The sequence below is a fragment of the Rhizobium sp. 10N414 genome (genome assembly GCF_056394785.1).
In genome coordinates, this window is record NZ_JBFTIN010000065.1 from 1 (window position 1) to 24,611 (window position 24,611).

Annotated in this window: 20 protein-coding genes and 1 pseudogene; 12 read left to right on the top strand and 9 right to left on the bottom strand. The window is 56.9% G+C overall.

Going from position 1 to position 24,611, the window contains the following annotated elements; all coding sequences use genetic code 11:
- A partial coding sequence (locus tag AC1DE4_RS30175) for a hypothetical protein (RefSeq protein ID WP_477884572.1) occupies nucleotides 1-219 on the top strand: 219 nt, incomplete at its 5' end.
- Between the two features lie 14 nt (nucleotides 220-233).
- Here AC1DE4_RS30175 and AC1DE4_RS30180 read toward each other — a convergent pair.
- A complete protein-coding gene (locus AC1DE4_RS30180) occupies nucleotides 234-1,439 on the bottom strand; it encodes a GGDEF domain-containing protein (protein ID WP_477884574.1) in 1,206 nt (401 codons plus the stop codon).
- 236 nt (nucleotides 1,440-1,675) lie between these two features.
- Between AC1DE4_RS30180 and AC1DE4_RS30185 the strand changes: the two genes are divergently transcribed.
- Entirely contained in the window at nucleotides 1,676-2,932 is a 1,257-nt protein-coding gene (locus tag AC1DE4_RS30185; protein ID WP_477884575.1) for an arsenic transporter, read from the top strand.
- Nucleotides 2,933-3,271: 339 nt separating this feature from the next.
- On the opposite strand, the gene AC1DE4_RS30190 is transcribed toward AC1DE4_RS30185, so the two are convergent.
- Complete coding sequence (locus AC1DE4_RS30190) at nucleotides 3,272-3,835, bottom strand: helix-turn-helix transcriptional regulator (RefSeq protein WP_477884576.1); 564 nt, start codon at nucleotides 3,833-3,835, stop codon at nucleotides 3,272-3,274.
- A 607-nt stretch (nucleotides 3,836-4,442) separates the two neighbouring features.
- On the opposite strand from AC1DE4_RS30190, the gene AC1DE4_RS30195 reads away from it, so the two are divergent.
- Nucleotides 4,443-6,146, top strand: a complete 1,704-nt coding sequence (locus tag AC1DE4_RS30195) for an ATP-binding protein (protein ID WP_477884590.1) — start codon at nucleotides 4,443-4,445, stop codon at nucleotides 6,144-6,146.
- Nucleotides 6,147-6,156: 10 nt separating this feature from the next.
- Here the strand turns inward: AC1DE4_RS30195 and AC1DE4_RS30200 are convergent, their stop codons facing one another.
- Nucleotides 6,157-6,792 (bottom strand): response regulator transcription factor, encoded by a 636-nt coding sequence (locus AC1DE4_RS30200; RefSeq protein WP_477884577.1) that lies wholly within the window; start codon nucleotides 6,790-6,792, stop codon nucleotides 6,157-6,159.
- Between the two features lie 239 nt (nucleotides 6,793-7,031).
- A complete protein-coding gene (locus AC1DE4_RS30205; RefSeq protein ID WP_477884578.1) occupies nucleotides 7,032-9,848 on the bottom strand; it encodes an ATP-binding protein in 2,817 nt (938 codons plus the stop codon).
- 228 nt (nucleotides 9,849-10,076) lie between these two features.
- On the opposite strand from AC1DE4_RS30205, the gene AC1DE4_RS30210 reads away from it, so the two are divergent.
- Nucleotides 10,077-11,090 (top strand): zinc-binding alcohol dehydrogenase family protein, encoded by a 1,014-nt coding sequence (locus AC1DE4_RS30210; RefSeq protein ID WP_477884579.1) that lies wholly within the window; start codon nucleotides 10,077-10,079, stop codon nucleotides 11,088-11,090.
- 170 nt (nucleotides 11,091-11,260) lie between these two features.
- Here the strand turns inward: AC1DE4_RS30210 and AC1DE4_RS30215 are convergent, their stop codons facing one another.
- Together AC1DE4_RS30215 and AC1DE4_RS30220 are read right to left on the bottom strand one after the other, a co-directional pair.
- A complete protein-coding gene (locus AC1DE4_RS30215) occupies nucleotides 11,261-11,989 on the bottom strand; it encodes a cysteine hydrolase family protein (protein ID WP_477884580.1) in 729 nt (242 codons plus the stop codon).
- A gap of 462 nt (nucleotides 11,990-12,451) precedes the next feature.
- Complete coding sequence (locus AC1DE4_RS30220) at nucleotides 12,452-12,970, bottom strand: Dps family protein (protein WP_477884581.1); 519 nt, start codon at nucleotides 12,968-12,970, stop codon at nucleotides 12,452-12,454.
- A gap of 273 nt (nucleotides 12,971-13,243) precedes the next feature.
- On the opposite strand from AC1DE4_RS30220, the gene AC1DE4_RS30225 reads away from it, so the two are divergent.
- Nucleotides 13,244-14,776, top strand: a complete 1,533-nt coding sequence (locus AC1DE4_RS30225; RefSeq protein ID WP_477884582.1) for an aldehyde dehydrogenase (NADP(+)) — start codon at nucleotides 13,244-13,246, stop codon at nucleotides 14,774-14,776.
- 865 nt (nucleotides 14,777-15,641) lie between these two features.
- Nucleotides 15,642-16,202 (top strand): hemerythrin domain-containing protein, encoded by a 561-nt coding sequence (locus AC1DE4_RS30230; protein ID WP_477884583.1) that lies wholly within the window; start codon nucleotides 15,642-15,644, stop codon nucleotides 16,200-16,202.
- On the opposite strand, the gene rclC is transcribed toward AC1DE4_RS30230, so the two are convergent.
- Entirely contained in the window at nucleotides 16,199-16,816 is a 618-nt protein-coding gene (rclC, locus tag AC1DE4_RS30235; RefSeq protein WP_477884584.1) for a reactive chlorine resistance membrane protein RclC, read from the bottom strand. The two genes, AC1DE4_RS30230 and rclC, sit on opposite strands and share 4 nt — an antisense overlap.
- A 564-nt stretch (nucleotides 16,817-17,380) precedes the next feature.
- Nucleotides 17,381-17,848, bottom strand: a complete 468-nt coding sequence (locus AC1DE4_RS30240; protein ID WP_477884585.1) for a DUF992 domain-containing protein — start codon at nucleotides 17,846-17,848, stop codon at nucleotides 17,381-17,383.
- A 329-nt stretch (nucleotides 17,849-18,177) separates the two neighbouring features.
- Here AC1DE4_RS30240 and AC1DE4_RS30245 point away from each other — a divergent pair, with 329 nt between their 5' ends.
- The 6 genes from AC1DE4_RS30245 to AC1DE4_RS30270 all read left to right on the top strand — a co-directional run bounded on the left by AC1DE4_RS30245 (nucleotide 18,178) and on the right by AC1DE4_RS30270 (nucleotide 23,799).
- Entirely contained in the window at nucleotides 18,178-18,333 is a 156-nt protein-coding gene (locus tag AC1DE4_RS30245; protein WP_477884586.1) for a hypothetical protein, read from the top strand.
- A 500-nt stretch (nucleotides 18,334-18,833) separates the two neighbouring features.
- The gene (gene tnpA, locus AC1DE4_RS30250) at nucleotides 18,834-19,256 is read left to right on the top strand and encodes an IS66-like element accessory protein TnpA (RefSeq protein ID WP_477884587.1); all 423 of its coding nucleotides are present in this window, start codon (nucleotides 18,834-18,836) and stop codon (nucleotides 19,254-19,256) included.
- Nucleotides 19,237-19,590: an IS66 family insertion sequence element accessory protein TnpB gene (gene tnpB, locus AC1DE4_RS30255; protein WP_018857828.1), complete on the top strand. Its 354-nt coding sequence runs from the start codon at nucleotides 19,237-19,239 to the stop codon at nucleotides 19,588-19,590. The genes tnpA and tnpB overlap by 20 nt, the downstream gene beginning before the upstream one ends.
- A 51-nt stretch (nucleotides 19,591-19,641) precedes the next feature.
- Nucleotides 19,642-21,231, top strand: coding sequence for an IS66 family transposase (gene tnpC / locus AC1DE4_RS30260; protein ID WP_477884588.1), 1,590 nt, complete (start codon nucleotides 19,642-19,644; stop codon nucleotides 21,229-21,231).
- 105 nt (nucleotides 21,232-21,336) lie between these two features.
- Complete coding sequence (gene ltrA, locus AC1DE4_RS30265; RefSeq protein ID WP_477884591.1) at nucleotides 21,337-23,160, top strand: group II intron reverse transcriptase/maturase; 1,824 nt, start codon at nucleotides 21,337-21,339, stop codon at nucleotides 23,158-23,160.
- A gap of 30 nt (nucleotides 23,161-23,190) precedes the next feature.
- Nucleotides 23,191-23,799, top strand: coding sequence for an HNH endonuclease (locus tag AC1DE4_RS30270; protein ID WP_477884589.1), 609 nt, complete (start codon nucleotides 23,191-23,193; stop codon nucleotides 23,797-23,799).
- Nucleotides 23,800-24,088: 289 nt separating this feature from the next.
- Here AC1DE4_RS30270 and AC1DE4_RS30275 read toward each other — a convergent pair.
- Nucleotides 24,089-24,469 (bottom strand): annotated as a pseudogene (locus AC1DE4_RS30275) (integrase core domain-containing protein); the annotation flags it as partial.
- Nucleotides 24,470-24,611 lie beyond the last annotated feature (142 nt).

Below are 24,611 nucleotides of genomic sequence, written 5' to 3' on the forward strand. Positions count from 1 at the left end.
TTCGATCTCTTGCTCGCTCATCGCCAGCTCAATGACTCGCCGCCGCCTTGGTGCCATGATGAAACTCCTCATTTGAATAATCTCAAACCAGGAATCCACCAGCGCACGTCAGGTTCCATCAAACGCCGCTTTCATGGAATCGGTCGTCTAGTCCCTGCCGCCGACGCATCCTCGCGTGCCGATTATTCGAGTGTCACCACAAGCCGATCCCTAAATTGACGCGGCTCGCGATACTACTTGAACAAGCTCACCACTCGACCACTGGCCCCCGTTGTCATGCCTTTGCTCAGACTCACGTTTACAGGACGCTCATCTTCGGCTTTCGAGCCGACATATAACTCAACCCTGTCACGACCGTTCCGCTTGGCAAGGTAGAGCACCTGGTCCGCCTGATCACGAAGCAGGTTCAGATCACCAACGCCTTTCCACAAGGCGACGCCCACGCTCACGCCGGGCCTTATCGTCGACTCGCCGGATGAAAATGCCAGGGCCTTGACCGCTAGCCGAACCTCATCGGCCTTCTCAACAACCGACACCTCGGTTTGGTTGCGGAGAAACAGCCCGAATTCTTCCCCGCCAAGGCGGCCAAGCGTTTCCTTGCCTGCGACGACGGCAATGGCTTGCGCCACACCGACGAGCACGACGTCGCCTGTCTTATGGCCATAGCAATCGTTGACGCTCTTGAAATGATCGATATCGATCATCACGAAAGCGTCGCCTTTCCTCGGCACGGCCGGCAGGGATGCGAAGAAGCACTGCCGGTTCGGTATCCCCGTCAGGGGATCCGTGTTTGCCAGATGTTTCAGCCGCGCTTCGGCTCGTTCTTGGACGAGCACAAGCACGAACAGCGCCAGGGAGAAGTGGCAAATGATCAGCAGGAAGAAGGCGTAGCGCGGTGCGATCAGACCATAATCCGGAGAAATCATTCCGACAGTGACCAGCCCTGAAAATGTCGTCGCGGAAAAAAGGGAGGCGAGGAGACCCAACCTTGCGGGCAACTGGTCCGTAAAGAAGTCTCTTAGGACCCTTGCGCCGGAGACGGTAAGAAAGGCCGCGGCAGCCGCATTGAAGATCGCAGCACGCGTCGAGTTTTCCGCATACCAATGCATTTCCCAAACGGTGGCCGATAAGACGAGTGCCGCCGTGATCGGAGCCCAATGGGACTGTTTTCGCTGGCGGCAGCTCAGCTGGAGCAGCCCGGTCGCCATAAGCGAATAGCCTGTGACGCCAACGGAAAAGCTTCCGAAAGTCCAGAATTCGAACGCTATCGATTTCTGCTCGCCCATTCCGGCAAGCGTCGATGCGAAGGCAAGAAGGCAGCAACCGAGCGCCAGAAGACCAAGCCCAGGTTGCTTTGACCGCCACCTGACGTAGCAAAAGCAGATCGTACCGACGAGGAAAGAAGATTTGTGGAGAAGAAGAACTGTCGCGAGATCCATCGTCAGACCGAATAACAACTAGGGACGTGGATGCACATAACCTGCCAATGACTACTTTTGAATGAACCCAAGTAAATCGTCGGTGATTGGGTGAAGCTAACGGAAGCCAAGCGTCAAAGAATAGGACGCCTCAATGTTGCCGATGCTTCCGAGCCCATGTATCAGGTGCGCCGATCGCCCAATCCCAACACGCTGCGTGGCCAGCCCGCGCCTCGCAGCCAACAAGCATGAGCCGAATGACTGAAAGTGCTATCGTATGGAGTATTGCCGGGCTCACCGCGGCCGGCGTGGTCGCTAGGCCGTTCCGGTGGCCGGAGGCAATCTGGGCTGTCCTTGGTGGTCTTATCCTAGTCGCCTTCCAGCTCATCGGACCGTACGACGCCTTGGCAGGTATCGCCAAGGGCATCGATGTGTACCTCTTTTTGGTCGGGATGATGCTTTTGTCCGAGCTTGCCCGGAGAGAAGGCTTGTTCGACTGGATTGCCGCTATTGCGACCTCGTATGCCAAGGGCTCCCCCAGGCGTCTGTTCGTGCTAGTCTATCTCGTCGGTCTCGTCGTGACAGTTTTTCTTTCGAACGACGCGACCGCCGTCGTCCTCACGCCTGCGGTCTATGCAGCTTGCCGAGCGGGTCAGGTTCGGGACCCAATACCCTATCTGCTGGTGTGCGCTTTCATCGCCAATGCAGCGAGCTTCGTGCTGCCAATCTCCAACCCAGCCAATCTCGTAATCTTCGCCGGCGGTGAAATGCCGCCTTTGTCCCGCTGGCTGTCGACATTCCTCTTACCGTCGATCGTTTCCATCATCATCACGTTCGTCTGCCTTTACTGGACGCAGCGGCGCACTCTAGAGAAGGAAAGCCTTGCCACCGGGGCGGATCGACCAGGCCTCACCCGCAGCGCCAGCCTTGCAGGCTGGGGAATCCTCGTGACGGCCATCATCCTCGTGGCAGCGTCCGCCTTGCATGCGGATCTTGGTGTTCCGACATTTCTCGCAGGAACCATCACTACGGCACTCGTTCTGTTGCTGACGCGGCAGAGCCCAGCCGAAACTCTAAAGGGTATAAGCTGGAGCGTCTTGCCCATGGTGGCGGGCCTGTTTGTGATCGTGGAAGCTCTCGATCGAACCGGTGTAACAGGCGTTCTCTCCATACAGCTGGCCTCTCTTGCCTCGGCTTCTCAAGCACAAGCCGTCGGTGTGGCCGGAGCGTTCGTCGCCGTGGTCTGCAATCTCGTCAACAATCTTCCGGCCGGATTGGTTGCCGGCAGTGCGGTTCAGGCGGCTCAGGTCCCTGACAAGGTAGCGGGCGCTGTCCTGATCGGCGTCGATCTCGGGCCCAACCTGTCGGCCACGGGATCGCTGGCAACGATTCTGTGGTTGTCGGCCCTGCGTCGCGAAGGTCTCGATATCAGCAGCTGGAGGTTTTTGAAGCTGGGGACCGTCGTGATGTTCCCGGCGCTCGTTTTGTCGCTAGCATCACTCATCTTGGGCTAAGGAGATCCCGCACATCTTCTGCGAGCCTGTCTGCCTGTTTGCCGGATACCTACGCGGCGTCGCAAAGCTCTCGTACAGCTTCTGCCAATACATGCATGACTTCTCTCGAGTAGCGAAGCCCTGCTCAGGGCCTCGAAAGTCATGAACATAACTTCCATCCTCGCTCGCAATCCTCGCCGAATGCTCTAGGCTAAACATCTCGGTTCTCCTTTTTAGAGCGGAGACCTGTCACGGAGGCTCCGATAGTCTTAGTTATGAAGGTGTCTGCGCAACCGCGCAGAATTGCGAGGAAGGCCTTCAAGTCCGGGTGTCGGGCAGGCTTTTGCGATGCCGGGCCGGCTACGCCTTAACTGACGCCTCGTGGCTTTCAGCCAGACGCATCCAGATAGTCGCGTGCGCAGACAAAGCGCTTCGAGCACGGGTGCCCGCGCGCCGATACTTGAGCGGCGTCACACCAATAAGCCGCTTGAATACTTTTGATAGATGCGCTTGGTCGCTTAGCCCACAGGCGTGCGCTACCTGACTGAGTGGCTCCTCCGTACAGAGGATCATGAATTTCGCCGCCTCTATCCTGCGAGACAGAACGTAGTCATAGGGCGCTCTTCCGAACGACACCTTGAATGCTTTGGAAAACCTGCTTGCACTCAATTTCACGAGGGACGCGATATCCTCGACCTTGATGTTCTTCTCAACGTTCTCGTCAATGTAGCGGATCGCCTTGTTCTTCTGCCATTCGGCTAGCCCTGCGATGACGCGCACACGCTTGGCCGCCCTTGGCGATGACAGTGGTCTAACAATGATCGCAAGTTCGTCTCGATCGACAAAATCGGGTGACTTGAGCCCAAAAACTGTTGTGGGGTCCAGTTGAGTAAACCGGGAGCTAGATATCTCGGTACTTGCCATGATACTCACCCTTCTTGCTTGATGCGAGGAAGGGTAGGCGGTCACATGGACTGGAAGCCAGTTAAGCCATGTTAAGAGGCATTAGGGCTGTTTCGAAGACATTTACAACTGTTATCTGATTGGTTTTGCTTCTTTATTCGTATCTTTGTCGACATCCAACGGATGCTGTTTAACATCATTAACAACGTTGTTAACGCGGCCATTCGCAAATCCCCGGGAGATACAGATCCGTCACGGTGTCGAGCGAGGTTGAGGAGCGCTCGCTTCGAACGTTTTCACAGGCCATCGATTGACAAGGCGCGGGTCAGTGAAGAGATTGCGGTGCCAGTGCAGCGGGGATTAAATCGTGCCTTCAGAGAAAAGGTCCAGGCCATTCGTGTGGACCGGTATCGCCGTCATCCTGTTTGCAGCGGGCATCATTGCCTCGTTGTCGAACGGGCCCAGCATTTCGAATTCTTTGGTCCTCGTGATCGCGATCGCTCTTGGATCCCGCCATTTGAGCAAGCCTATGACGATCGGGTGGTCTGTCGCCTGCCTGCTGATGTATCTTGTCTCCCTGACGCTAGATAGCGAAATGGCGATTGAGGGCCTGGTCCAGCTAGCAGCCATGATCGCGGTGATAGCCATCCTTGGAGTCTATCGTTTCGACGTGATCGCGCAAAACGAGGCCGCGAATGAGTTTCGAGACTTCGCCGACTCCGTGCCTCAGTTTCTTTGGCGTGCCCGGCCAGACGGCTCGATCGACTACTTCAATCGCCGATACTTCGAAATCACGGGCGACGATCCGATGGACGCGGTTGCGACGCAAAACTGGGCAAAGCACATTCATCCCGAGGATGTAGCGGAATTCACGGCAACATGGGCAGAGTCAGTTCGAACGCTTAAAGACGTAAGGACGCTGTTCCGAGTTCGCCAACGCGATGGCGAGTACATCTGGATGTCTGGCCACGGTTTTGCTGTGCGCGACGATCTTGGTGAGGTACGTCATTGGTACGGAAGTGTTTTTGACGTCAGCGCAGAGATCATGGCGAATCTCGAAATCCAAAGGCTTGCAGGCGAACTCAGCGAGAGGATTCGATTACAAACCGATGAGCTGGCTTTGAGCCAAGAAAGATTCCGAACGCTCTTCGAAGACAGAAACATCGCATATGCGGAACAGGACATCAGCCGAGCCAAAATGATGATCGATCATGCCAAGGCGAACGGAGCCACGAGCTTCGCAAGGCTGGCAGCCGAGAATCCCGATTTCATCGACAGTTGCATAGCGGCCGTCAAGGTCAATCGGGTTAACGACGCTCTGCTTCACATGATGGGATATGCTGACCACGCGGAACTGGTTGCGAAGCCCCCGTCCCAGAATGCCGTAGACGCACGGCGCGTCATGCAGCAACAATTGGAAGCAATGTTCTATGAGCGGCATCATTTTGCCACGACCGCTACGCTGCTCGGCAAGGATGACCGCAAGGTTACTGTCGCGGTCGGGGTCAATGTCTCGGAAGACTGGTCTCTTTCGCTTTCGACCCATATTGACATTACCGGGCAGCTTCAGGCGAGGGAGCAGGCAGCCGCCGCTCGCGAAGATCTTGCGCGTGCAAGCCACGCGCTAACCGTAGGCGCTGTCTCGACATCTCTCGCCCATGAGCTTAACCAACCGCTACTGGCGTTGAACATTGCGGCTAAGACCACCAAGCGTTGGCTGGCCAAAACACCTCCCCAGCTGGAGGAGGCGCAGCTCGCTCTCGACAGAGTGAGCACCAACGCAGAGCGCATGAATCTTATCATAAAAAATACCCGCGCCCGCCTTCTCAAGGGCCATCGAGATCCGTCGATGATCGACCTTCGCGATCTTCTTACCGAAACGTGCCAGCTGCTGGAGTCTGAACTCGCGAACCGCAACGTATCGCTCAGGCTCGCTATTCCGGACAATGCCGCAGAGGTGTTCGCGGACCGCACGGAACTTCAGCAAGTCTTCACAAATCTCATAGTTAACGCTGCAGACGCGATGACGGAAATGAAGGACCCGAAGGCTATCGAGATTCTCGCACGTCGTTCGAAAGAGGACGAGAGCGTGATCGAGGTTCGTGACAACGGCCCTGGTATCCATGAAGGCGTTCTGGAACAGATCTTCCAGCCATTTTTCACCACAAAATCTGGGGGCATGGGAATGGGACTTCAGATCAGCAGATCCATCCTCGAAGCCTTTGGAGGCACTCTGACGGCTCGAAACAACGAGGGAAAGGGCGCGTCGTTTATCCTGACGCTTCCTTCTAAGAGGCCCGAACACTCCATGGACCTAACCTCGATCGCCTAAAATCCGTGTACTAACCCGCTTTCCCGAGAAGTTCCGCTTTCTTAACCAAATCGGCGACAGTGCGGACCTCCATTTTCTGCATCACATTGCTTCGATGAACCTTCACCGTCGCTTCGCTGATATCCAGGTTTGCAGCAATCTGCTTGTTCATCAGGCCAGCAACTATTGCCTCCATTACGGTGCGCTCGCGCTTCGTCAAGCTTCCGAACAGCGCGTGTGCCGCTTGGATCTTAGCTTGTTCGACGCCGGCATTCTTGTCCCGCTCCAGCGCGCCCTTTACAGCGTCGAGAAATTCCTGGTCGCTGAACGGCTTCGTCAGGAAATCGATAGCTCCGGCTTTCATCGCCCGCACAGTCATGGGTATGTCACCCGCGCCCGTTATGATGATCACAGGTCTTGCGCCACCCCGGAGGCTAAGATCGTCCTGGAAATCTAGCCCGTTTGCGTTTCCCAAGTGTATGTCCAGGACAATGCATCCAGGTCGCGCTCTATCGTCCAATGTCAAGAACTCGGCTGGAGAAGCGTATCCCGCTGCAGCGATGTCTTCGGAGCGGAGAAAGTCTACTAGGGACTCTCGGACGTGCGCATCATCGTCCACGATCCGTACCAGAGGAATCTGTTCACCGACATTGATCGCTTTCTGCACGTGCCCTCCGATCGACGACGATCGGGTCAAGCTGACGCAGTGTTCACGACCGATCTCGAAGATTCGGTCTATATCGCGATCAGAATGCCGTTTGAAGGGGAGTTGTATCACACGGGGAGGAAGTGGCCCCTCAACATTGGGAGGAGGAATGAGGGGCCACTGAGAAGCGGCTTGGGGTCGACCGCCTCCGGGAGGCTTCGAGAATCGCTTGAACAGCTTCGCGCCTCGCTTGAATATCATTAAACACATTCTAATGTAGACATTCTTGAATAATTCGGCTCCAGCGAAGGTGTGGATACCGTTCCCGACAAGGACACTAGGTTCGACAGGCCAGAATCCTTCAGTAGACGCTGTTCTGCTAGCGCGAGCTTGCCCTTGAAGTTGCCCAAAGCACACAGGACTGGCTCGATTGAATCATTCTCTGCTCTTGAACGTGTCGAGTTGAACAGACTGACCGCTGCCCTGAGTTGCCACAAGCTTGCACCTTGTTTCTCCGCCAGATCATAGGAGGCTTTGAAAAGCCGCTCGGCTTGCGACTTGTCGCGGCTCTTGAGAAGTTCTCCGCGCACTCTCAAGAGTTCCGGCCTACACCAGCCGGCATCGGCGCTCAGCGCAAGATCGACAACCCGAGAGCCGACGCGAGTGCCAGCGGCGACCACCGTGCTTTCTACACGGGGCCCCGGGATACTTTCGCAGAAGCTTCTCTCGAAGTCGTCTGCCGTCGCACCGCTTTCGAGCAATAGCAGCTCGTAACCTTTGTGCCACTCCATCCACCGTGCTAGAGAATGGCGTGTCGAGACCTCTCTGAGAATATCGAGATGATGACGCGCCGCGTCGACCTCGCCCATACCAAAATATATGACACATGATGACACGGCCAGAACGAGACAGGTTGAAATGGGGTCGCCCATGTTCAATGCTTCCGCAACCACCTCGCGCGAGTGAGATAACGCGGCGTCAGTGTCGCCTTGCACCCAAGCGTTCTTCGCCATCACCAGCATCGCCAACAGTCTCTGGTCGTAGCCAGCGCCGCTCGTCCGCGTGCTTCGAACGTTTGCGGATCCGGCATCCAGTGCGCGATGACACATATCCTCCGACTCATCGAACCTACCGAGATAATGGAGGTTCATCGCGAAAACCCTGCTGACGGCATTGTTCCCAATAGTGCCGAACTTGTCTTCGAGACGAGCCGCAACATCCATGGCATCCTGATAGCGGCCATGGGTCGTCAGAATAGCGCAAATTCCGGTGTGTGCTCTCGCGATCTCGATCTGATCGCCGGTGGCCTCGGCGGCAAGCGTAGCCTTTCGAAACTGTCGAATGGCCTCTTCGTCCGCAGTGATGCTCTTGAGGTGGAAAAGCACCGCAGCATAAGACGCTCTTAGTCTGGCCTCCGCGATGGCCTCGAGTGCGATCGATCCATCCATAATGCCCACAGCGCGCTGCAGGATAGCCAATTGCTCCCCTGCCAAGCCCATTTGCGTCCAGATGATGTGCGACATCGCAACCAGCTTCAGCGCCCGGTCGCTTTGCCCGCTGTCAAAGCTCCAGTTCAGGGCAGAGCGGACATCGTTTATCAGCTGCCCGTAACTGGCAAGCCAGCGCGGCGTGGACAGTGTCGCCCAGTCCCGTGTAGCGGCAACTAGCCGCGCTTCCACCCATTCCGCGTGCGCGGTCAGCGCGTCGCAAAGCGCCCCCCGGTTCTCAAGCTCCTCCCGAGCAAAAGCCCGCGTGACCTCAAGGAGCCGGAGAGTTCCTTGCTCCCTTGACACGCTAATTAGAGACTTCGCTGAAAGCCCGGCCAGAGCGTCCTCGAAATCGTGGCCCACAAGCCAATCGGAAGCGACTCCCAAAGCGGAAGCACCATCGAACGGGCCCGCGAACACCGACAAGTACTCCAGGAGCCTGCGCTCGTTCTCCGAAAGCAGCGAGAAGCTCCACTCGAGTGTCGCTCTGAGAGTCTGCTGACGTTGAGGCGCAGTTCTTTTGCCGCGCTTGAGAAGACTGATGGGATCGTTGAGCGACTCGGCCACAGTTCGGATACCGAGGCTTGCCGCTCGCGCTGCGGCAAGTTCGATCGCAAGCGGGATGCCATCGAGGCGTGCCACAATCCCTGCGGCGCGGCTCAGCTCCTGCTCATCGGTGTCCGCGAGATTTCCGTTTGCGGCGTAGAAACGCCTAAGGAAAAGCTCTACCGCGCTGTAGCCTCGCGCGTCGCTTACAGCTTGGCCAGCTTCAGGGGAAGCCAAGCCTTGGAGAACGCGTACGTGCTCCGACCGCACACGAAGTGTTTCCCGGCTTGTGGCGATTATTGTCAGGTTTGTTAACGAGCCCAACAACCGTTCCACCATGGACGCACACTCGTCGATGAGATGCTCGCAGTTGTCAAAGATGAGTAGTGTACGCTGTTCCGCGAGCGTCTGGATGATCCCGGGCAGCGGGTCAGAGGAATAGGCCACGTGCCCCAGCCGCGTTGAGAGCAACGGACCAATCTGAGCACCGCTCGACAAAGACCCGAGATCGAGGAGGATTGTTCGCTCATAGGCATCCTCGATCCTGCGAGCCAGCTCAATGGCGACAGTGGTTTTGCCAATGCCTCCAGGACCAACAATAGTGACCAAAGATGCCGTGCCAAGCAGCTCCACCGCTTCGTGCAAAAACCCCTCGCGACCGATAATCTCTTCCAGCGCCGCCGGTAGAATGCTTCGGGCTCTAGCGCCACTGTGATCTCCGGAGCGGCCGCGGTCGAGGCGAACCACCTGCCTCACAAACTGGTATCCCCTGCCCGCGACGCTTTCGATGCACGACCCAGTTCCATCGGTGCTGATCGCCTTGCGCAATGCCACCATGTGGACCCGCAAAGCTACATCGTCGACATGAGTTGATGGCCAGACAGCCTTCAACAGCACGTCTTTCGAGACGACTTGCCCCGCCTGCCCGACGAGACATGCCAGAATATCGAACGCCCTGGCACCAATCTTCACCACTTCGGCGTTTCTTGAGAGGATTCGTCGCTCGATGTCGAGTTCGAACTCCGCAAATTTGAACGCTGCCATTCTGGTCTCGTCACGTTTAGCGTCTGAACATCCGCCAGAGCGGCCCGATGATGATTTTCTATCGCTCGTCCAAGTCGGATGTAATTAGCTATAGGTCTAGGTTTTGCACGGTGACCGGAGATCGATTGGGCCACGAACGTCCAATAATGAACAATCACAATCCCATAAGTTGTACGGCAGCCCAAGAACGTATCAATCGGCGTTGTTGGCGGGAAAGGGAGAGATGCAGTGAAAGCAGTCGCTTATCAGAAAGCCGGGCCACTCGATCGTGCAGGCGCTTTGCAGGATGTCGAAATGGAAAAACCAACAGCCAGCGGTCGGGACCTCCTCGTTAAGGTTAAGGCGGTTTCCGTGAATCCGGTCGACTGCAAGGTTCGGACGGGCATTTCCCCTTCGGACGGCTCCTGGAAAGTCCTTGGCTGGGACGCGGCTGGTGAAGTCGTCGATATTGGTGACAAGGTGTCGGCACATTCAAAGGGTGACCAGGTCTATTACGCAGGCTCGCTCATTCGCCAAGGCGCGAACAGCGAGTATCACCTTGTCGATGAGCGTATAGTCGGAAACAAGCCTAAAACACTCTCCGACGTGGAGGCTGCTGCTTTGCCTCTCACGGCCATCACAGCTTGGGAGATGATGTTTGACCGGCTCGATATTCGGAGCCCTGTCGCCGGCGGGGCAAAGGCCATCCTAATCATTGGTGGCGCGGGCGGCGTTGGCTCGATCGCTATTCAGCTTGCCCGGGCTCTCAGCGATGTAACGGTGATCGCGACGGCATCGCGCCCTGAAACGAAGGAGTGGGTCGAGCAGCTGGGAGCCCACCATGTCATCGATCACTCGAAACCGCTAGCCGAACAAGTCAAAGCCTTGGGACTTGGCTCGCCATCGTTCGTCTTCTCCACCACAGAGACGCACCGCCATCTCGATCAGATCATCGAATTGGTCGCCCCCCAGGGGCGCTTTGGCTTGATCGACGATCCGGAGAGCCTCAACGTCATGGGGTTCAAGCGCAAGTCGGTTTCCGTACATTGGGAATTCATGTTTACCCGCTCTATGTTCCAAACGGCCGACATGGCGGAACAAGGCAGGCTCCTTAACATGGTCGCGAACCTGATCGACGACGGGCGGATCAAGACGACGCTCAATGAGGTGCTTCGGCCTATCAACGCCGAGAACTTGCTCAAGGCGCACGCGTTCATCGAGAGTGGGAAGTCTAAGGGTAAGATTGTTCTGGAAGGCTTTTGAGATCGGATTGGGAGGCAAGGCCTCCCCACTTCTTTTTCTGGAAAGTCAGCATTGAGTCTGTCGACCGCGAACCGCGCGCGGTGGGATACGCATCGACGTTCGACCAATACTTTTGACGACAAAAGCTCGCCCCGTATAAAGGGCGAGCTACTTGCCAAAGCGAATCGGAATTACGATTTGCGCACAGCCGATCCGAGACGATCTGCGGCTTCATCGGTGGTCCATAGTGCGTTTGCAAACCACCGAAAGTTCACGAGTGCTGCCATATAGGCATCGCCTTCGGGCAACTTGCTGCCGGCCGTGGCATCGCGAACGACAGCAACTTCAAAGCCATGCTCCACGAAGTCTCGAAGGTGGGATTCGACGCAGAAGTTGGCAGCCATACCCGCCAGGATGACCTTGTCGATGCGCTTCTTGCGGAGCTGGAAAATCACGTCGTTCGTTTGGGGACCGGCGATCTTGTGTGGCGAGCAGACGATCGTCTTCCCGTCCTCGATGTACTGCTTGTACTCGGGCATCCAGTCAGCGCCGGAGCCGTCGAAACCTTCCAGCGAAAGAGGGTCGCGGCGGTCGAACATGCGCAGCTTGTGCATCAGGGTTTCACCCGTTGCTGCGAAATCCCAACGATGATCGACGGGGTAGTAGTAGTGGGGCGAGATAACCACGCTGATGCCGGCACGCTTCGAGCTTTCGAACAGGCGGCCAATATTGTCCACGGTGTTGTGTTCGGTGATGCTCTCACCGAAGGCACCCCAGGCCGCCCCCTTTGGGCTAAGAAAATCGATCTGCGGGTCGGTGATCACGAGAGCCGTAGTCGACAGATCAACGCCGAATTCGACTTTCGGGAGCGCTGGGTTAGGCGGGTCGATGTAGGCTGGCGGGATGTTGCTCTTGGCCATGCTTGTCTCCAGTCTTGGTTTGGTTTCAGAGTTCTTGGTGTAAACTAGGATGGTCACCGGGCAGTCGGCCTACCAGCCGAAGCCACCGCTGACGGAACCGGAGATGTTCGCGACGCTTCCCCATCTCTCAGGATCTCCGCTTTTCTGATCCGTCGGATTGCCCGGTTTCTCTTTGGCGGATGCTTGATCGGGCACTCCATGCGCATCGTAGGGCACGACAACGTGGCCGGCCGGAGGCCGTCGATCGGTGCGATGGGCGCTGCTTGTAGTCGAGGCACAGCCTCCAACTGGCAGTGCAAGGCAGATGATGCCCAGAACTCGAGTTGAAAATTTCCGTGTCGCGGTTTCCATCGAGAAAGACCTTTTCACGCGTCCACGACCGCACGTCATTGAGGACTGTGCGCGTCGCTTGCGTTGTCGATGTTGTTCGTTCAATCCGCATAAGAGCGGTATCAGGGCTGATCAACGATTGCTGTCGCGCAACGTCTCGAAGAGAAACCAGATGCGTTGCTCGCCTTCATCGATCCAGTTCTCGATCAAGCTAGCCGTGGCAATGTCGCCGTGCTCATCACAGACATCGTGCAAGCTCCTCAGAGTGGCGACGAGCGCAGCGTTGTCTTCGCTGAGTTCCGCAAGCATCTCATGAGGGTGAACGAAGTCGGCATCATTATCGTTGATGCGCTGACGCTTCGCGATATCGCCTATCGATTTCAGCGTCGTTCCACCAAGTTTCCGCACGCGTTCCGCAAGAGGGTCCGTCATCGCAAACAGCTGGCCACCATGTTCGTCGAGCAGAAGATGGTAGCTGCGGAAACTTGAGCCGCTCATGTGCCAATGAAAATTCTTCGTCTTGAGGTACAGGGCGAAGACGTCCGCAAGCACCGTGGTAGCAGATGACGAAATGTCCTTAACCGCCGCCTCGGAAAGACCCGTTGGGGTTTTCAGATCTGCGGTCCGACGCGAATGAAGTGGCTGGTCCATTGGGGCTCCTTGGGCACGGCCTAACTTTTCAGCGAGTGATGCTGATTGCGCTTAGGCTTTGGTGATTGTCTAGCGATGACTATGGTCGAGTGGGGACAACCATTCTTGGAAAAATCGTCTCCCAAATAGTGCCGCGGGATTTTCAGAGCGAATTGCACTCGACCACATGGATGCTCATTCGGCCAATCCGCCCCTGCCGAAAAAAGATATCAAGGTGCTGGCCGCGGGATATGCCGCGCTCGACGACGGATATTTTTCACTGAGGATTTCGAGATGGAAATCAAGGGACACCTTCTAATTGGGAACGACAGCTATCCTGGCAAAGGAACGGCTTTCTTCGCTATCGAACAATCGTCAGGGAGTCGGCTCGGTGAGCCGTTTCACAGCGCGACCCCTGAGGACGTGGAAAGCGCACTCTCACAGTCCTGGGAAGCTTTCCAGAGCTATCGCGAAACGCCGCTGGCGGACCGGTCACGATTCATTGACATGATCGCGGATAACATCCTGGAACTGGGTACTGCCCTTATTGACCGAGCCAGCGCGGAAACGGGGCTCTCGAAAGAACGTATTGCGGGCGAACGAGCAAGGACCGTGAACCAGCTAAAGCTCTTCGCGAAGGAGGTACGGGACGGTCGCTTCCAGGAATTGCGACACGATCCTGCGGATCCCAAGAGAAGGCCCATCTCCAAACCGGATTTGAGATTGCGCAACGTCCCCTTGGGCCCCGTTGCGGTCTTCGGTTCCTCCAATTTTCCCTTGGCTTTCTCCGTGGCGGGCGGCGATACAGCTTCAGCTTTAGCTGCCGGGTGTCCAGTAATCGTGAAGGCACACTCCGCGCACCCCGGCACCTCGGAGTTAGTCGGAAGAGCTGTGCAAAAAGCCGTCGCCGACTCCAACCTTTCGCCCGGAATGTTTGCTTTGCTCTTCGACGCAGGGTTCGAAGTGGGGCAGGCACTCGTGGCAGACAGTCGCGTTAGGGCGGTTGGCTTTACAGGCTCACGCCGAGGCGGATTAGCACTCGTGGACATCGCTAGGCGACGCAGGCATCCGATCCCCGTCTATGCGGAGATGAGCAGTGTCAATCCTGTCATCATCTTCCCGTCGGCGCTTGCGAGGCGCGGACCCGACGTCGCTGAGGGATTTATAAGTTCGCTTACACTCGGCGCAGGGCAGTTCTGCACCAATCCTGGCTTGGTTCTGCTTGTTGAGGGGGACGGCCTAAGCGAGTTCCTGGTGTCCGCATCGACCAAAATTGCGCAAGCTGCGGCTCAGACGATGCTAACCGCAGGGATCTGCGATGCTTTCAAGCGCGGAACGGCAAGCCTTGAAGCCAAGCCAACAGTGAAAGTGGTAGGTCGCGGGCTGCCTGGAACCGCGCTGGAGGGCCAAGCTATGCTCTTTTCCACGACGGGTCGGTCGTTCCTTGATGACCCGGAGCTTCAAGAGGAGATCTTCGGAGCAGCCAGCCTGGTGGTGCGATGTTCGGATCAAGCAGAATTGGATCGCGTTGTCTCCTCTCTGGAAGGTCAGCTCACCGTGGCACTACATATTGATCAGGACGACATCGGTGCAGCGCAGATGCTCATTCCTAAGCTCGAAATGCTCGCTGGACGCCTGCTCGTTAATGGCTTTGGAACGGGCGTAGAGGTGTCTCCTGCAATGGTCCACGGCGGCCCCTTCCCCGCCACATCAGATGGAAGATCCACATCGGTAGGAACGCTGGCAATCAACCGCTTCCTTCGCCCCGTGTCATATCAAGACTTCCCCAACGATCTACTTCCGGCGGCTTTTCGTGACCTGCGGTAGAAACAAAGTGCGGTAAGCCGAAAATGGTGAGCGGCCCCTTTCGGGGTGCGCTCCACTTTTTGGTCTTGTATGGTGTCGCTACCTGGGCAACCTTCAAGCTCAAGTTTGAGAACCACGCACTCGATACTGCGGTGACCAAAACGCTGAGTTCAGCTCGGTGCACGAGGCCACGAACGCTGCGGTAAATGCGATTTCGCAGTTCGTGGCTGCAAACTTGCTAACGCCGCCATTTTCCGAACGAGGATCTACTCCGATGGAGAGATGCTGCTGGCAGAGAACGAGAACCGCTTCGAAATCAAACTCGAAGAGCGCAGCCTCTCCTGATAGGTCGTGCAACCTAGCCACAGTTTTCTTCGACAAACTGACAACCGAAGCATAATTCGGACGAGAGGCCAAAACCTCCATCAAGCATGTCGGGTATTCGTACTCTTGCATCCGGAGTTGAACCCGGGCGTCGTAGAGCAACAAATCGGCGCGTCCATCGCATCCGCAGCCGCTGGGCAAGGGATTTGGATACGGCGGTCCGAGGGTAGAGAACTTCCACGAAAAAGTCAGGCCCGTTGTGTCCGGCGGCACATATGACGATCACAACTGGGCGGTCATGCGCGGGCACAGTCGGAGTGATAATCAACCCGCGCCTTCGCGAAACTGCGCTTACGAAGGAGCACATCGAGTGGTTGGAGAACGCTGCCCCGAATTTTAGCCCAACTACCTCATGGCCGCTGCCGCGCCAGCTCAAATCCTTGTGTCCAGGAACGTGCCCTCGGTGCATTCGAGCACGAATGCTGCTGCATTCGCAAAGAACGCGCCTGCTAACCCAGATAGACTGCATCGTCCCTCCATCGTGAGATTTCGAGAAGTACTCATGAACGTTTTTGATTTATTCGACGATGCTACCCGGCCAAAAGCGGCTGCAATCCCGGGGGCAACGTCCGAGCATCGGCTTATTGGCAAAAAGCTCGCGTCGATACACGCTATGCATATTAGCGCACTCGACGAGACACGAGCGGTGATGTTGCTCGTTGAGAAGGGCGAAGCCCACCCGGAAGAGCTGATGTCGCAAATAGAAGCCAATGAGCTGATGCGCAACTACAGGCGCTTCGGGAATTTGTGCGGGCGCGAGTGTCAGTTTCTCGAATTCCATCATACATCCGAAGACTGGGAGATCTTTCCGAACATCGCGGCCGCGGGCAATGCCTCACTAACGAAGGTGATCGATCGGCTCGCCGAAGAGCATTTGGTCATCCATCAGTTGCTCGAAACTCTTGCCGCCAACGTGCTCGAGATGCGGGAAAACCCCGGGCCGGTTAGCTTTCACCAGACCAGAGAAACGTTTCTCGTGGTCTACCGCGCGGTAATTTCTCACTTTGGATACGAGCAAACGGAGCTTGAAGAGGCTCTCGGCTTTTTTGGTGCCCCACTCTAGGACGGCCATGTAGCGACGAACGGGACGGCCGTTTCGACGGATCGCGAGCGGAGAATGTCGCGCGCCATATCCACCATCACCAACCAGGCTCCAGCAAGAAGTGCCACATCCTTGAGCACAAGGCGACCCGCGCCTGAAAGGTATGGAAATCCAAACTCGGCATCGCCCAGAGCCGGCACCCACGCTTCCGGCGTTGTGAGCAGAAATGAAAGCGTCACGAAGGGAGTAAGAAATGCTAGCACCGCGCCCACGAGACCAGTCCATCGCCAAACAAAGCCGGACAGTGCCAACAAACCAATGGTGATTTCGACTATACCGAGGCCGGTTGAGAAGACGTAAGTGTTGTTGGATACCTGCCAGTCGCGTTTAATCGGATCAAGCTCGCCTTCCTTGGTCAGATGCGGCTTGTATTCAGTCGGATGCAAATAGAAGAACGACATCACCGGACTGTTGGCGACAAACGGTGTGATGCTGTCCGCTTCGTAAGGAACGAACTTCAATCCGCCGATCCAAAGAAAGATAATTGCAATGGCAATGCGCATAGCGCCAATGCCAACTTTGTTCGATCGTGGCTCCGCGATCAGGCCAAGCACGCCATAGATTAGAGAGTTCACGGTATTCTCCTGCGGTTGGATGCGCAATGTGGTCGCGTCCGGGAAAATTAGGGAAGCAGCGGCATCGCGATTGAAGACGCTCCGAGGTCTCGGCTGACCCACGTGTATAAGTCTTCGCGCGATAACGCCGGATTTGCACAACATGCTGGAGCAACGACAGCCGGTCTTGTAAAATTGAGTCCCTTGCTGTCCTATCTAGGTTTCGACGGCGTGACACTCGATAATCGCTTCCGCTGTCGATGGGAGGCTATCGAAATCTAACCGCTCGCGAATTGTGACCATGGTCATGAGGTCCCATGAGAGGTAATCATCGTGGATCCCGCCACCAGTATTTGCATCTGCGACTCGCAAATTATTGTTTCGCCGGGGGCGACAGGCGTGTCCAGCGGATAGGTGCCAAGCGTTCGGGCTTCATTTAAGATCCGTTACTCGCCTCCGCGTAGGCAGGGTAAGCGGCGGTTCGTTGACGTGACTCCACGCAGCCGGCAGCGGCGGCGCACAGGCCGTCATCATGCGCTACGTTGACACCAGTCGCAGCCTGATGACGGCACAATTACAGTCTCTCTACTTTACGGCTGGCAGCAACTTCAGTTCTTCGGTGCCGATGGCGAGGTTGATGCCTTGCTCCGACTGAAGCGATACTGGCTGAAGGGCTATCGACCTGCTCTGTCCCCCTACCAGTACGTTTGCGCCGAGCCCAACGCCGGCAGCAGCGTCGGCATCAACTCCTATGTAGTTCCCTGCTACCGCGCCGGCCCCGAGAGACGTAGCACCATAGACAAGCCACACGAGCGACGCTTGCCGGATATCCCCGATTTCCAAACCGAACTTTGCGATCACACCCCGATAGTGTTCCTTAGCGCCTGAGGTGGGCTCATAAACACAATCGACCTCTTGCTTCGCAGTCAAAATTTTGCCGACGGCGGCCGAGACGTCGCATGTTATTGTACCGATCTGAACGCGAGCGGCCGATGCTGGCAAGGCAGACGAAAGGATCGAGAAGAGGATGAGTGCCATTGGTCTCACAGTCATGTAGTTCTCCGTTTTTTATCCGAAAGCACACTCGATCAACTGGTTGCCGATAGATTGTAAAAATCGGCTCAATCGATGATAGCCGCTGAATACTGGGTCAAAGGCCCAGCCGCAGTTATGCCGTAGCAGATAAGAACAGGAGCCTTGGAGTTGCCTGGCAAACAGTTTGTCTTGTAGTGTACAAAGCGTGCTATCAACCAGCACTCTGCCGGTGCATCAGTGATGCCCAGTACTATATATATTGCGTCAACCGGCAACGACACCGCCGGTAAGGTTCGGGATGACACATATTGCGAATACCCACATCGTCTCTTCGGGCTGGGGGCAAGGTGGGTTCGGCCAGGGAGGCGTACGGTGGTGGCCCGAACGTGGTCTTCAATGATGGCGGCGATCAGATCAGCTTTGATGACTGTGCGAACCAGTTGTACGCCTACTGGAAGAACTTGCTGCAAACGCTGACGAAGACAATCTTCACGGACCTCTAGTGGGGGCGAAAGTGACCTCCCCTTTTTTGCACTCAGCAATCACAAGCTTTACAGAGCTGCCCTCAAACACGAGACATCTATCAGTGACAACGTTTCTCATAAAACTACATTGTAAAAATGACGTCGGCGGAGCCGACCCTCGCCCAACGACCCCAGAACAATGGGAGGGTGCGAGGCTGCGCTTCAAGAATCCATCACGTATAAGCGGTGGACGGGGCGACAGCGTTACAGACGGCGATTCCTTGATCGTTTGGACTCATGAAGACCCTGCTTTCGGCGGGGGCCAAGGATTGACTGCCGAAGGCGTTGCACACGACGTCAGAGAAGAACCCGACAACACGCTGTCGGCAACCCTTGAAAACGTCAGGGTGTTTAGGCCTGGGTTCCGTCTCCGCGGCTGGCGAGGCGGGCCGACAGTAAGCGCGAATTTCGGTGCGCCTTTTGAGGCGCAGCGCTCTGAGGCATGAAGTGTCCACCAAAAAATAGGTGGACACCAAATCATGGATGAAGATGCTCCTAAACTGCAGGTGCGGCTTGTTGGTCGCGACGGCCGCCGTCGATATGACCCTGCCTCCCGAGATCAGCTTGTCGCAGCGTGTTTAGCGCCCGGCGTTTCGGTCTCGCGTCTTGCTCTGGAGCACGGCGTCAATGCCAATCTCGTTCGCAAGTGGGTGAAGAGAGCCAGAGAAGATCGTGCTTTGCCTGTGGTCTCGGCGTTCGTTCCGGTTCAGATAGCTGCGGATATGCACTCGTCTTCTGCCAGCGGTCCACTGACGAAGGCGGAGCCGGTCGGCAAACGATCTCATGCATCCAAGGTGAGCGCGGTGCTGCCGAACGGGGTCAGCCTGACGGTGGAATGCAGCGATGTTGATGGACTGGCGGCGATCATAGGAGCGTTGAGTCATGTTCAGGCTGGGCGCTGACCTCAAGGTCTACCTGCATCGGGAACCGATCGACTTCCGCGCGGGCATCAACAGCCTTGCGGTTCTGGTGCAAGAGGTGATGGAGCTTGATCCCTTTGCTCCCGCGGTCTTTGCCTTTTGCAATCGCCGTCACGACCGGATGAAGCTTCTGTTTTTTGATCGGTCCGGTTTTGTGATGGTGCTGAAGAAATTGACGGAAGACAGGTTCCGTTGGCCCCGCCGGGAGGTGCCGGTCGTTGTGCTGACGACAGAACAGCTTCACTGGATTCTCGACGGCATCGATATCGATGCGATGATCCGCCATCCCGTGCGGCAGTATCAGATCGCCGGCTGAGGATGGCGAATTGCGATTGACGCGCAGGGGCGGTTCAGATTCAAGAATCTGATGACTCGCACCGGCGAACCGAGCATTGCAGAACTGATGGCGCAGTTGGCGGCCCATGCTGCCGAAATCGCTGCGCTCAAAGCTGAGAAAGAGGCGCTCTCGCGGCGGGTCGTCAAGCTGGAAGAGGAGCTGGCACTGGCAAAGCTGCATCGCTTTGCCCCGCGCAGCGAAAAGCACATTGACCGTCTCTTCAACGAGGCCGAAGAGGCTGCGGTCGAGGATGACAGCGAGGAAGGCGATGCTGTCGAGCTTCCAGACACCGGCCTGCCACCGGTAGAAGGTCAAACGGGAAAGAAGCGTGGACGCAGACCTCTGCCGGAAGACCTGCCACGCGAGCGTGTCGAGTATGACCTCCCCGACGATCAGAAGTCTTGTCCCTGCTGCCAGGGTCAGATGCATCGCATGGGCGAGGCTGTTACCGAGCAGCTCCATATCGAGGTCAAGGCAAAGGTCCTACAGAATGTGCGGTTCAAGTACGCTTGCCGCCATTGCGACCGTACCGGGATCAACACGCCCGTCGTGATCGCACCGATGCCGACGCAGCCCCTGCCGGGCAGCATCGCTACCGCCTCGACGTTAGCCTTCGCGCTCGTCCACAAATACGTCGACGGCACACCGCTTTACCGCGTGGCTCAGACATTTGAGCGTGCTGGTGTTCCGATCAGCCGCGGCGCTCTCGCTCACTGGGTCATCGGCTCAAGCGAGAAGCATCTGCACCGCATCTATGATGCGCTGAAACTGCGGTTGCGATCGCAGCCTCTCATTCATGGCGATGAGACGACAGTCCAAGTCCTCAAGGAAAAGGACAAGGAGGCCACCAGCACATCGTACATGTGGGCATATCGCAGCGGCGAGGACAGTGACCAGCCAATCGTACTGCTGGATTATCAGCCCGGTCGCGGCCAGATCCATCCGCAGACCTTTCTCGGCGATTACCGCGGCATACTGATGAGCGATGGCTACACTGCCTGGCGCACATTGGATGGCCCAACCCATGTCGGGTGCATGGCCCATTCCAGGCGGCGCTTCGTCGACGCCCTCAAAACCAGAAAGAAAGGTGGCGGGCCGCCTGAGCAGGCCCTCAGGTTCTTTGAACAACTCTACCGGATCGAAAGGCAGGCGCGAGACAAGATGCCCGAGGCCAATGAAACGCAGGCCGACTGCATTCGCCGCTTCCGCCAACAGCACAGCTTACCTGTGCTGAACGCCCTCAAGTCATGGCTCGACGATATCGCGCCAAAGGTCGCACCCGATACCAAGCTCGGCGACGCCGTGTCCTACACTCTGAACCAGTGGGATTATCTGACGCGCTACATCAGCGATGGCAGGATGCCCATCGATAACAACATTTTGGAACGCGAGATCAGAGTTTTTGCCACCGGAAGAAAATCGTGGCTGTTCAGCGATACCGCTGACGGAGCCAGGGCCAGCGCCGTGATCTACAGTCTCATGCTGACTTGCCGCGCCTGCGGCGTCGACCCGCTCGCCTGGCTGCGCCACGTGCTCACAGAGTTGCCGCAGCGGGGCGAAGCGGCCGAAATCGGCGACCTGCTGCCGTTCAACTTCTCCAAGACTACTGCGGCCGGATAGAGCCGGATCTCGCTACCAATGCGCGCACGTTCATCGGTCTTGCCGTCGTCAATGCGCATCGAAAATCGCGCTTAGTGCGGCTGCAAAGCCGATGAAAGATAGTTGATGAAAGTTCAATACGGAGAAGAAGTGGCGAATCACTCTGACCCCGAGTCATGCGGGGCACATCGCGAGGTGTGCGTCGAAGCGTTGACAGGGGAAACCGGCAGGCCGGCCATTGAGCCGCGAAATGATCAATTCGGGATGCCGACGCTGTTAAGCGAAGCGGAAGGCAACACGGTGCATGGCGTCAATCGCAAGCCATGCCCCGATCCCGCGCGGTCGGAGACCCTGTGCATGTCGGGAAGTCTTTCATACGGAAGCAGCGAGATCTCATCAGTGTCCAGTGCGAATGGACTGGACGGGACTGGGAAGGTCGTTGATCACAATCCAGTCGTCAACGCGGATGAGAAGTCGGATACGCCCATAGTACCGCAGATGTTGCCGAACAAAGGAGACGATCCTGCGGAGGCAACGGAGGGAAGGGGTGTAATCGGAGGGAACGCCTTCGAGACTCCAGCGTGCCGGACACAGAGCCGGATAAGACACGCTTCGATGGGGATTGAAGGTGTACGGGAAGCCGCCAAGCGGAACCCGAAGATGCGTTTCACGGCGCTGATGCACCACATCACTCCGGCGCTATTGGTGAAGAGCTTTCATGCGCTTCGCAAGCAGGCGGCGAGCGGTGTGGATGGAGTGACGTGGTACGACTATGAGAAGACTCTCGAAGGGCGCGTGCACGAACTGCACCGGGAGATCCAATCCGGTGCATATCGTGCACAACCGTCCCGACGGGTCTACATTCCGAAGAATGACGGAAGACTCCGTCCCCTCGGCATTGCAGCGCTGGAAGAAAAGGTCGTGCAGATGGCCGTATCCACGGTTCTGAACGCGATCTATGAGCAAGACTTCCTCGGCTTCTCATATGGGTTCCGACAAGGAAGAGGACAGCATGACGCGCTGGACGCCTTGTGGGTTGGGATCGACAAGCGGAAGATCAACTGGATACTGGATGCAGACATTCGCTCGTTTTACGATGAAATCGATCACGAGTGGATGCTTCGTTTCCTGTCGCATCGAGTTGGTGACCGCCGGCTGATACGTCTGATCCACAAATGGTTGAAAGCGGGCACGATTGAGGATGACCGTCGCGTAGCATCAACGCGAGGAACTCCTCAGGGCTCTGTAATTAGCCCGGTGCTATCGAATATCTATCTGCATTACGCATTGGATTTATGGGTCCAGCAATGGCGTACTCGAGATGCTAAAGGCGACGTGATCATTGTACGTTATGCCGACGACAGCGTGATTGGGTTCCAGTACGAAGGAGAGGCGCAGCGTTTCATGCAAGCATTGCGGGAGCGTCTCGCGCAGTTTGGTTTGCAGCTACACCCGGAAAAGACGCGGCTAATACGCTTTGGGCGGTATGCTGCGCGAAACTGCCGGGAGCGTGGTATCCGCAAGCCAGAGACCTTCGACTTTCTGGGATTCACACATTGCTGTGGCAGGCGGCGCAATGATGGGGGCTTCAAGATTGTCCGTCTGACGATCAAGAAGCGCATGCGCACGACGCTGGAGGCCATTCGGGGAACGCTAATGCGACGCCGCCATGAACCGGTGGCAGTAGTAGGTCGGTGGCTACGGCAAGTGTTACAGGGGTATTTGAACTACCATGCGGTTCCTGGCAATCTAAGAAGACTGGGTGGGTTCCGCTGGGAAGTTGGTCGCGCTTGGCGACACGCTCTGATGCGTCGAAGCCAGCGAAACCGATTGTCTTGGGATCGTTTCCAAAGGCTGCTTCGCAAGTACCTGCCACCATGTCGGCTGGTGCATCCGCATCCAGATGCTCGGCTCACCGTCAAGACATCCGATAGGAGCCGTATGCGGTAGTGCCGCACGTACGGATCTGGCCGGGGGGCGATGGGCAACCATCGTCCCTACCGGGACCGGCCGACAGGTAGTCGTGTTATTGACTACCTCCTGCGCAACTTGCTCACTCGTACCTATGAGCTGGAAGACGACGAGCTTTCCGAATTCCGTGACGTGGTTGGCCGCCACATACAGCGGGCTGCGCCCGTCGGTGGATCGGCGTCAGATGAGGACGAAGCCCTCCGGGAACAGAAAAACGAGGTACTCGAGGGTTTTGAACGGCGGTACTCTCGGCAGGAAGTCAGGCCGGATCAGGCCGATTTCCGAGCATCGTTGATGTCGCGGTATAACGGGACATGTGCGATTACCGGCTGCAATGTGGAAGCAACACTCCAGGCACCGCACGTTATTCCCTTTTCCGAAAGCATCGCCCTCAGAAACGAACCGAGCAACGGTCTCCTTCTGCGCGCCGACATCCACGCACTGCTCGACAAGGCGCTTTTAGCGATCGACCCTGATAGCAACCGTGTCGTCTTGTCGGGCAGTCTCCAGGGAACTGAGTATTGGAGACTGAACAGGAAGCCAGTCGATCCAGCGCCTGCCAAGCCATACCTGGAGGCGCTGCTCCGCTTTTTTAAGAAGAAGCAAAACCCGAACTGACGGTGACGGTGAGACCGGAAGCCGAGCAGACTCCAGACGTATGAGGCGTAGAGTCCGATACGTGGAGATCGTCCAGCCGAATCTGGCGCTGGAAAATCGCTTGCGAAAAAGAAGCTCAGAGCTTCCCGGGCTCAGGTGTGATTTGGGGTGGAGCACCCGAACGTTAGCCGTTCATCGGTATAGCGGTATAGCTAATAGGCCGAAATCTGACGTACCGGTTCGGTCAAGCGATAGTTCGCCAGTCTCTTCCCGCCGTCATAGCCGCCGCACCTGACCTGCCACTGAACTTTCATCCAGCGGCGACTAGAGCCCCGGCGGTTTTTGATACGCCAATTGGCGCGGTGGGAGCAACCGGCGGAAACGCGAAGCTTTCATCATGCGTAGCGTTGGAGCCGGTTGCGGCGATGGTCCCGGCATAGTCTGCTGGGGTCTGGTATCCGAGGGATGAGTGTGGCCGGAAATGATTATAATCGTCCGCCCATTCCGCGATGGCGCTTCGGGCGTGATCGAGGCCGAAGAACAAGCTTTCGTTGAGCAGTTCGTCGCGCATGCGCCCGTTGAAACTCTCGACATAGCCGTTTTGCATGGGCTTTCCCGGCGCGATGTAATGCCACTCGACCTTGTGATCCTTCGACCAGGCAAGGATGGCATTCGAGGTCAGTTCGGTGCCATAGCACATTGGGAAGCTTGCTCTGCCGTGGCAGACGGCGCGCGAAGCCCTACCTAGCGCAGCGCGCCGTCCTTGTGGCCATGGCCGGCCGCGGGTCTCTAAAGTGAAGTTGTCGAGACAACACTCTGGAGCGTGACAGACC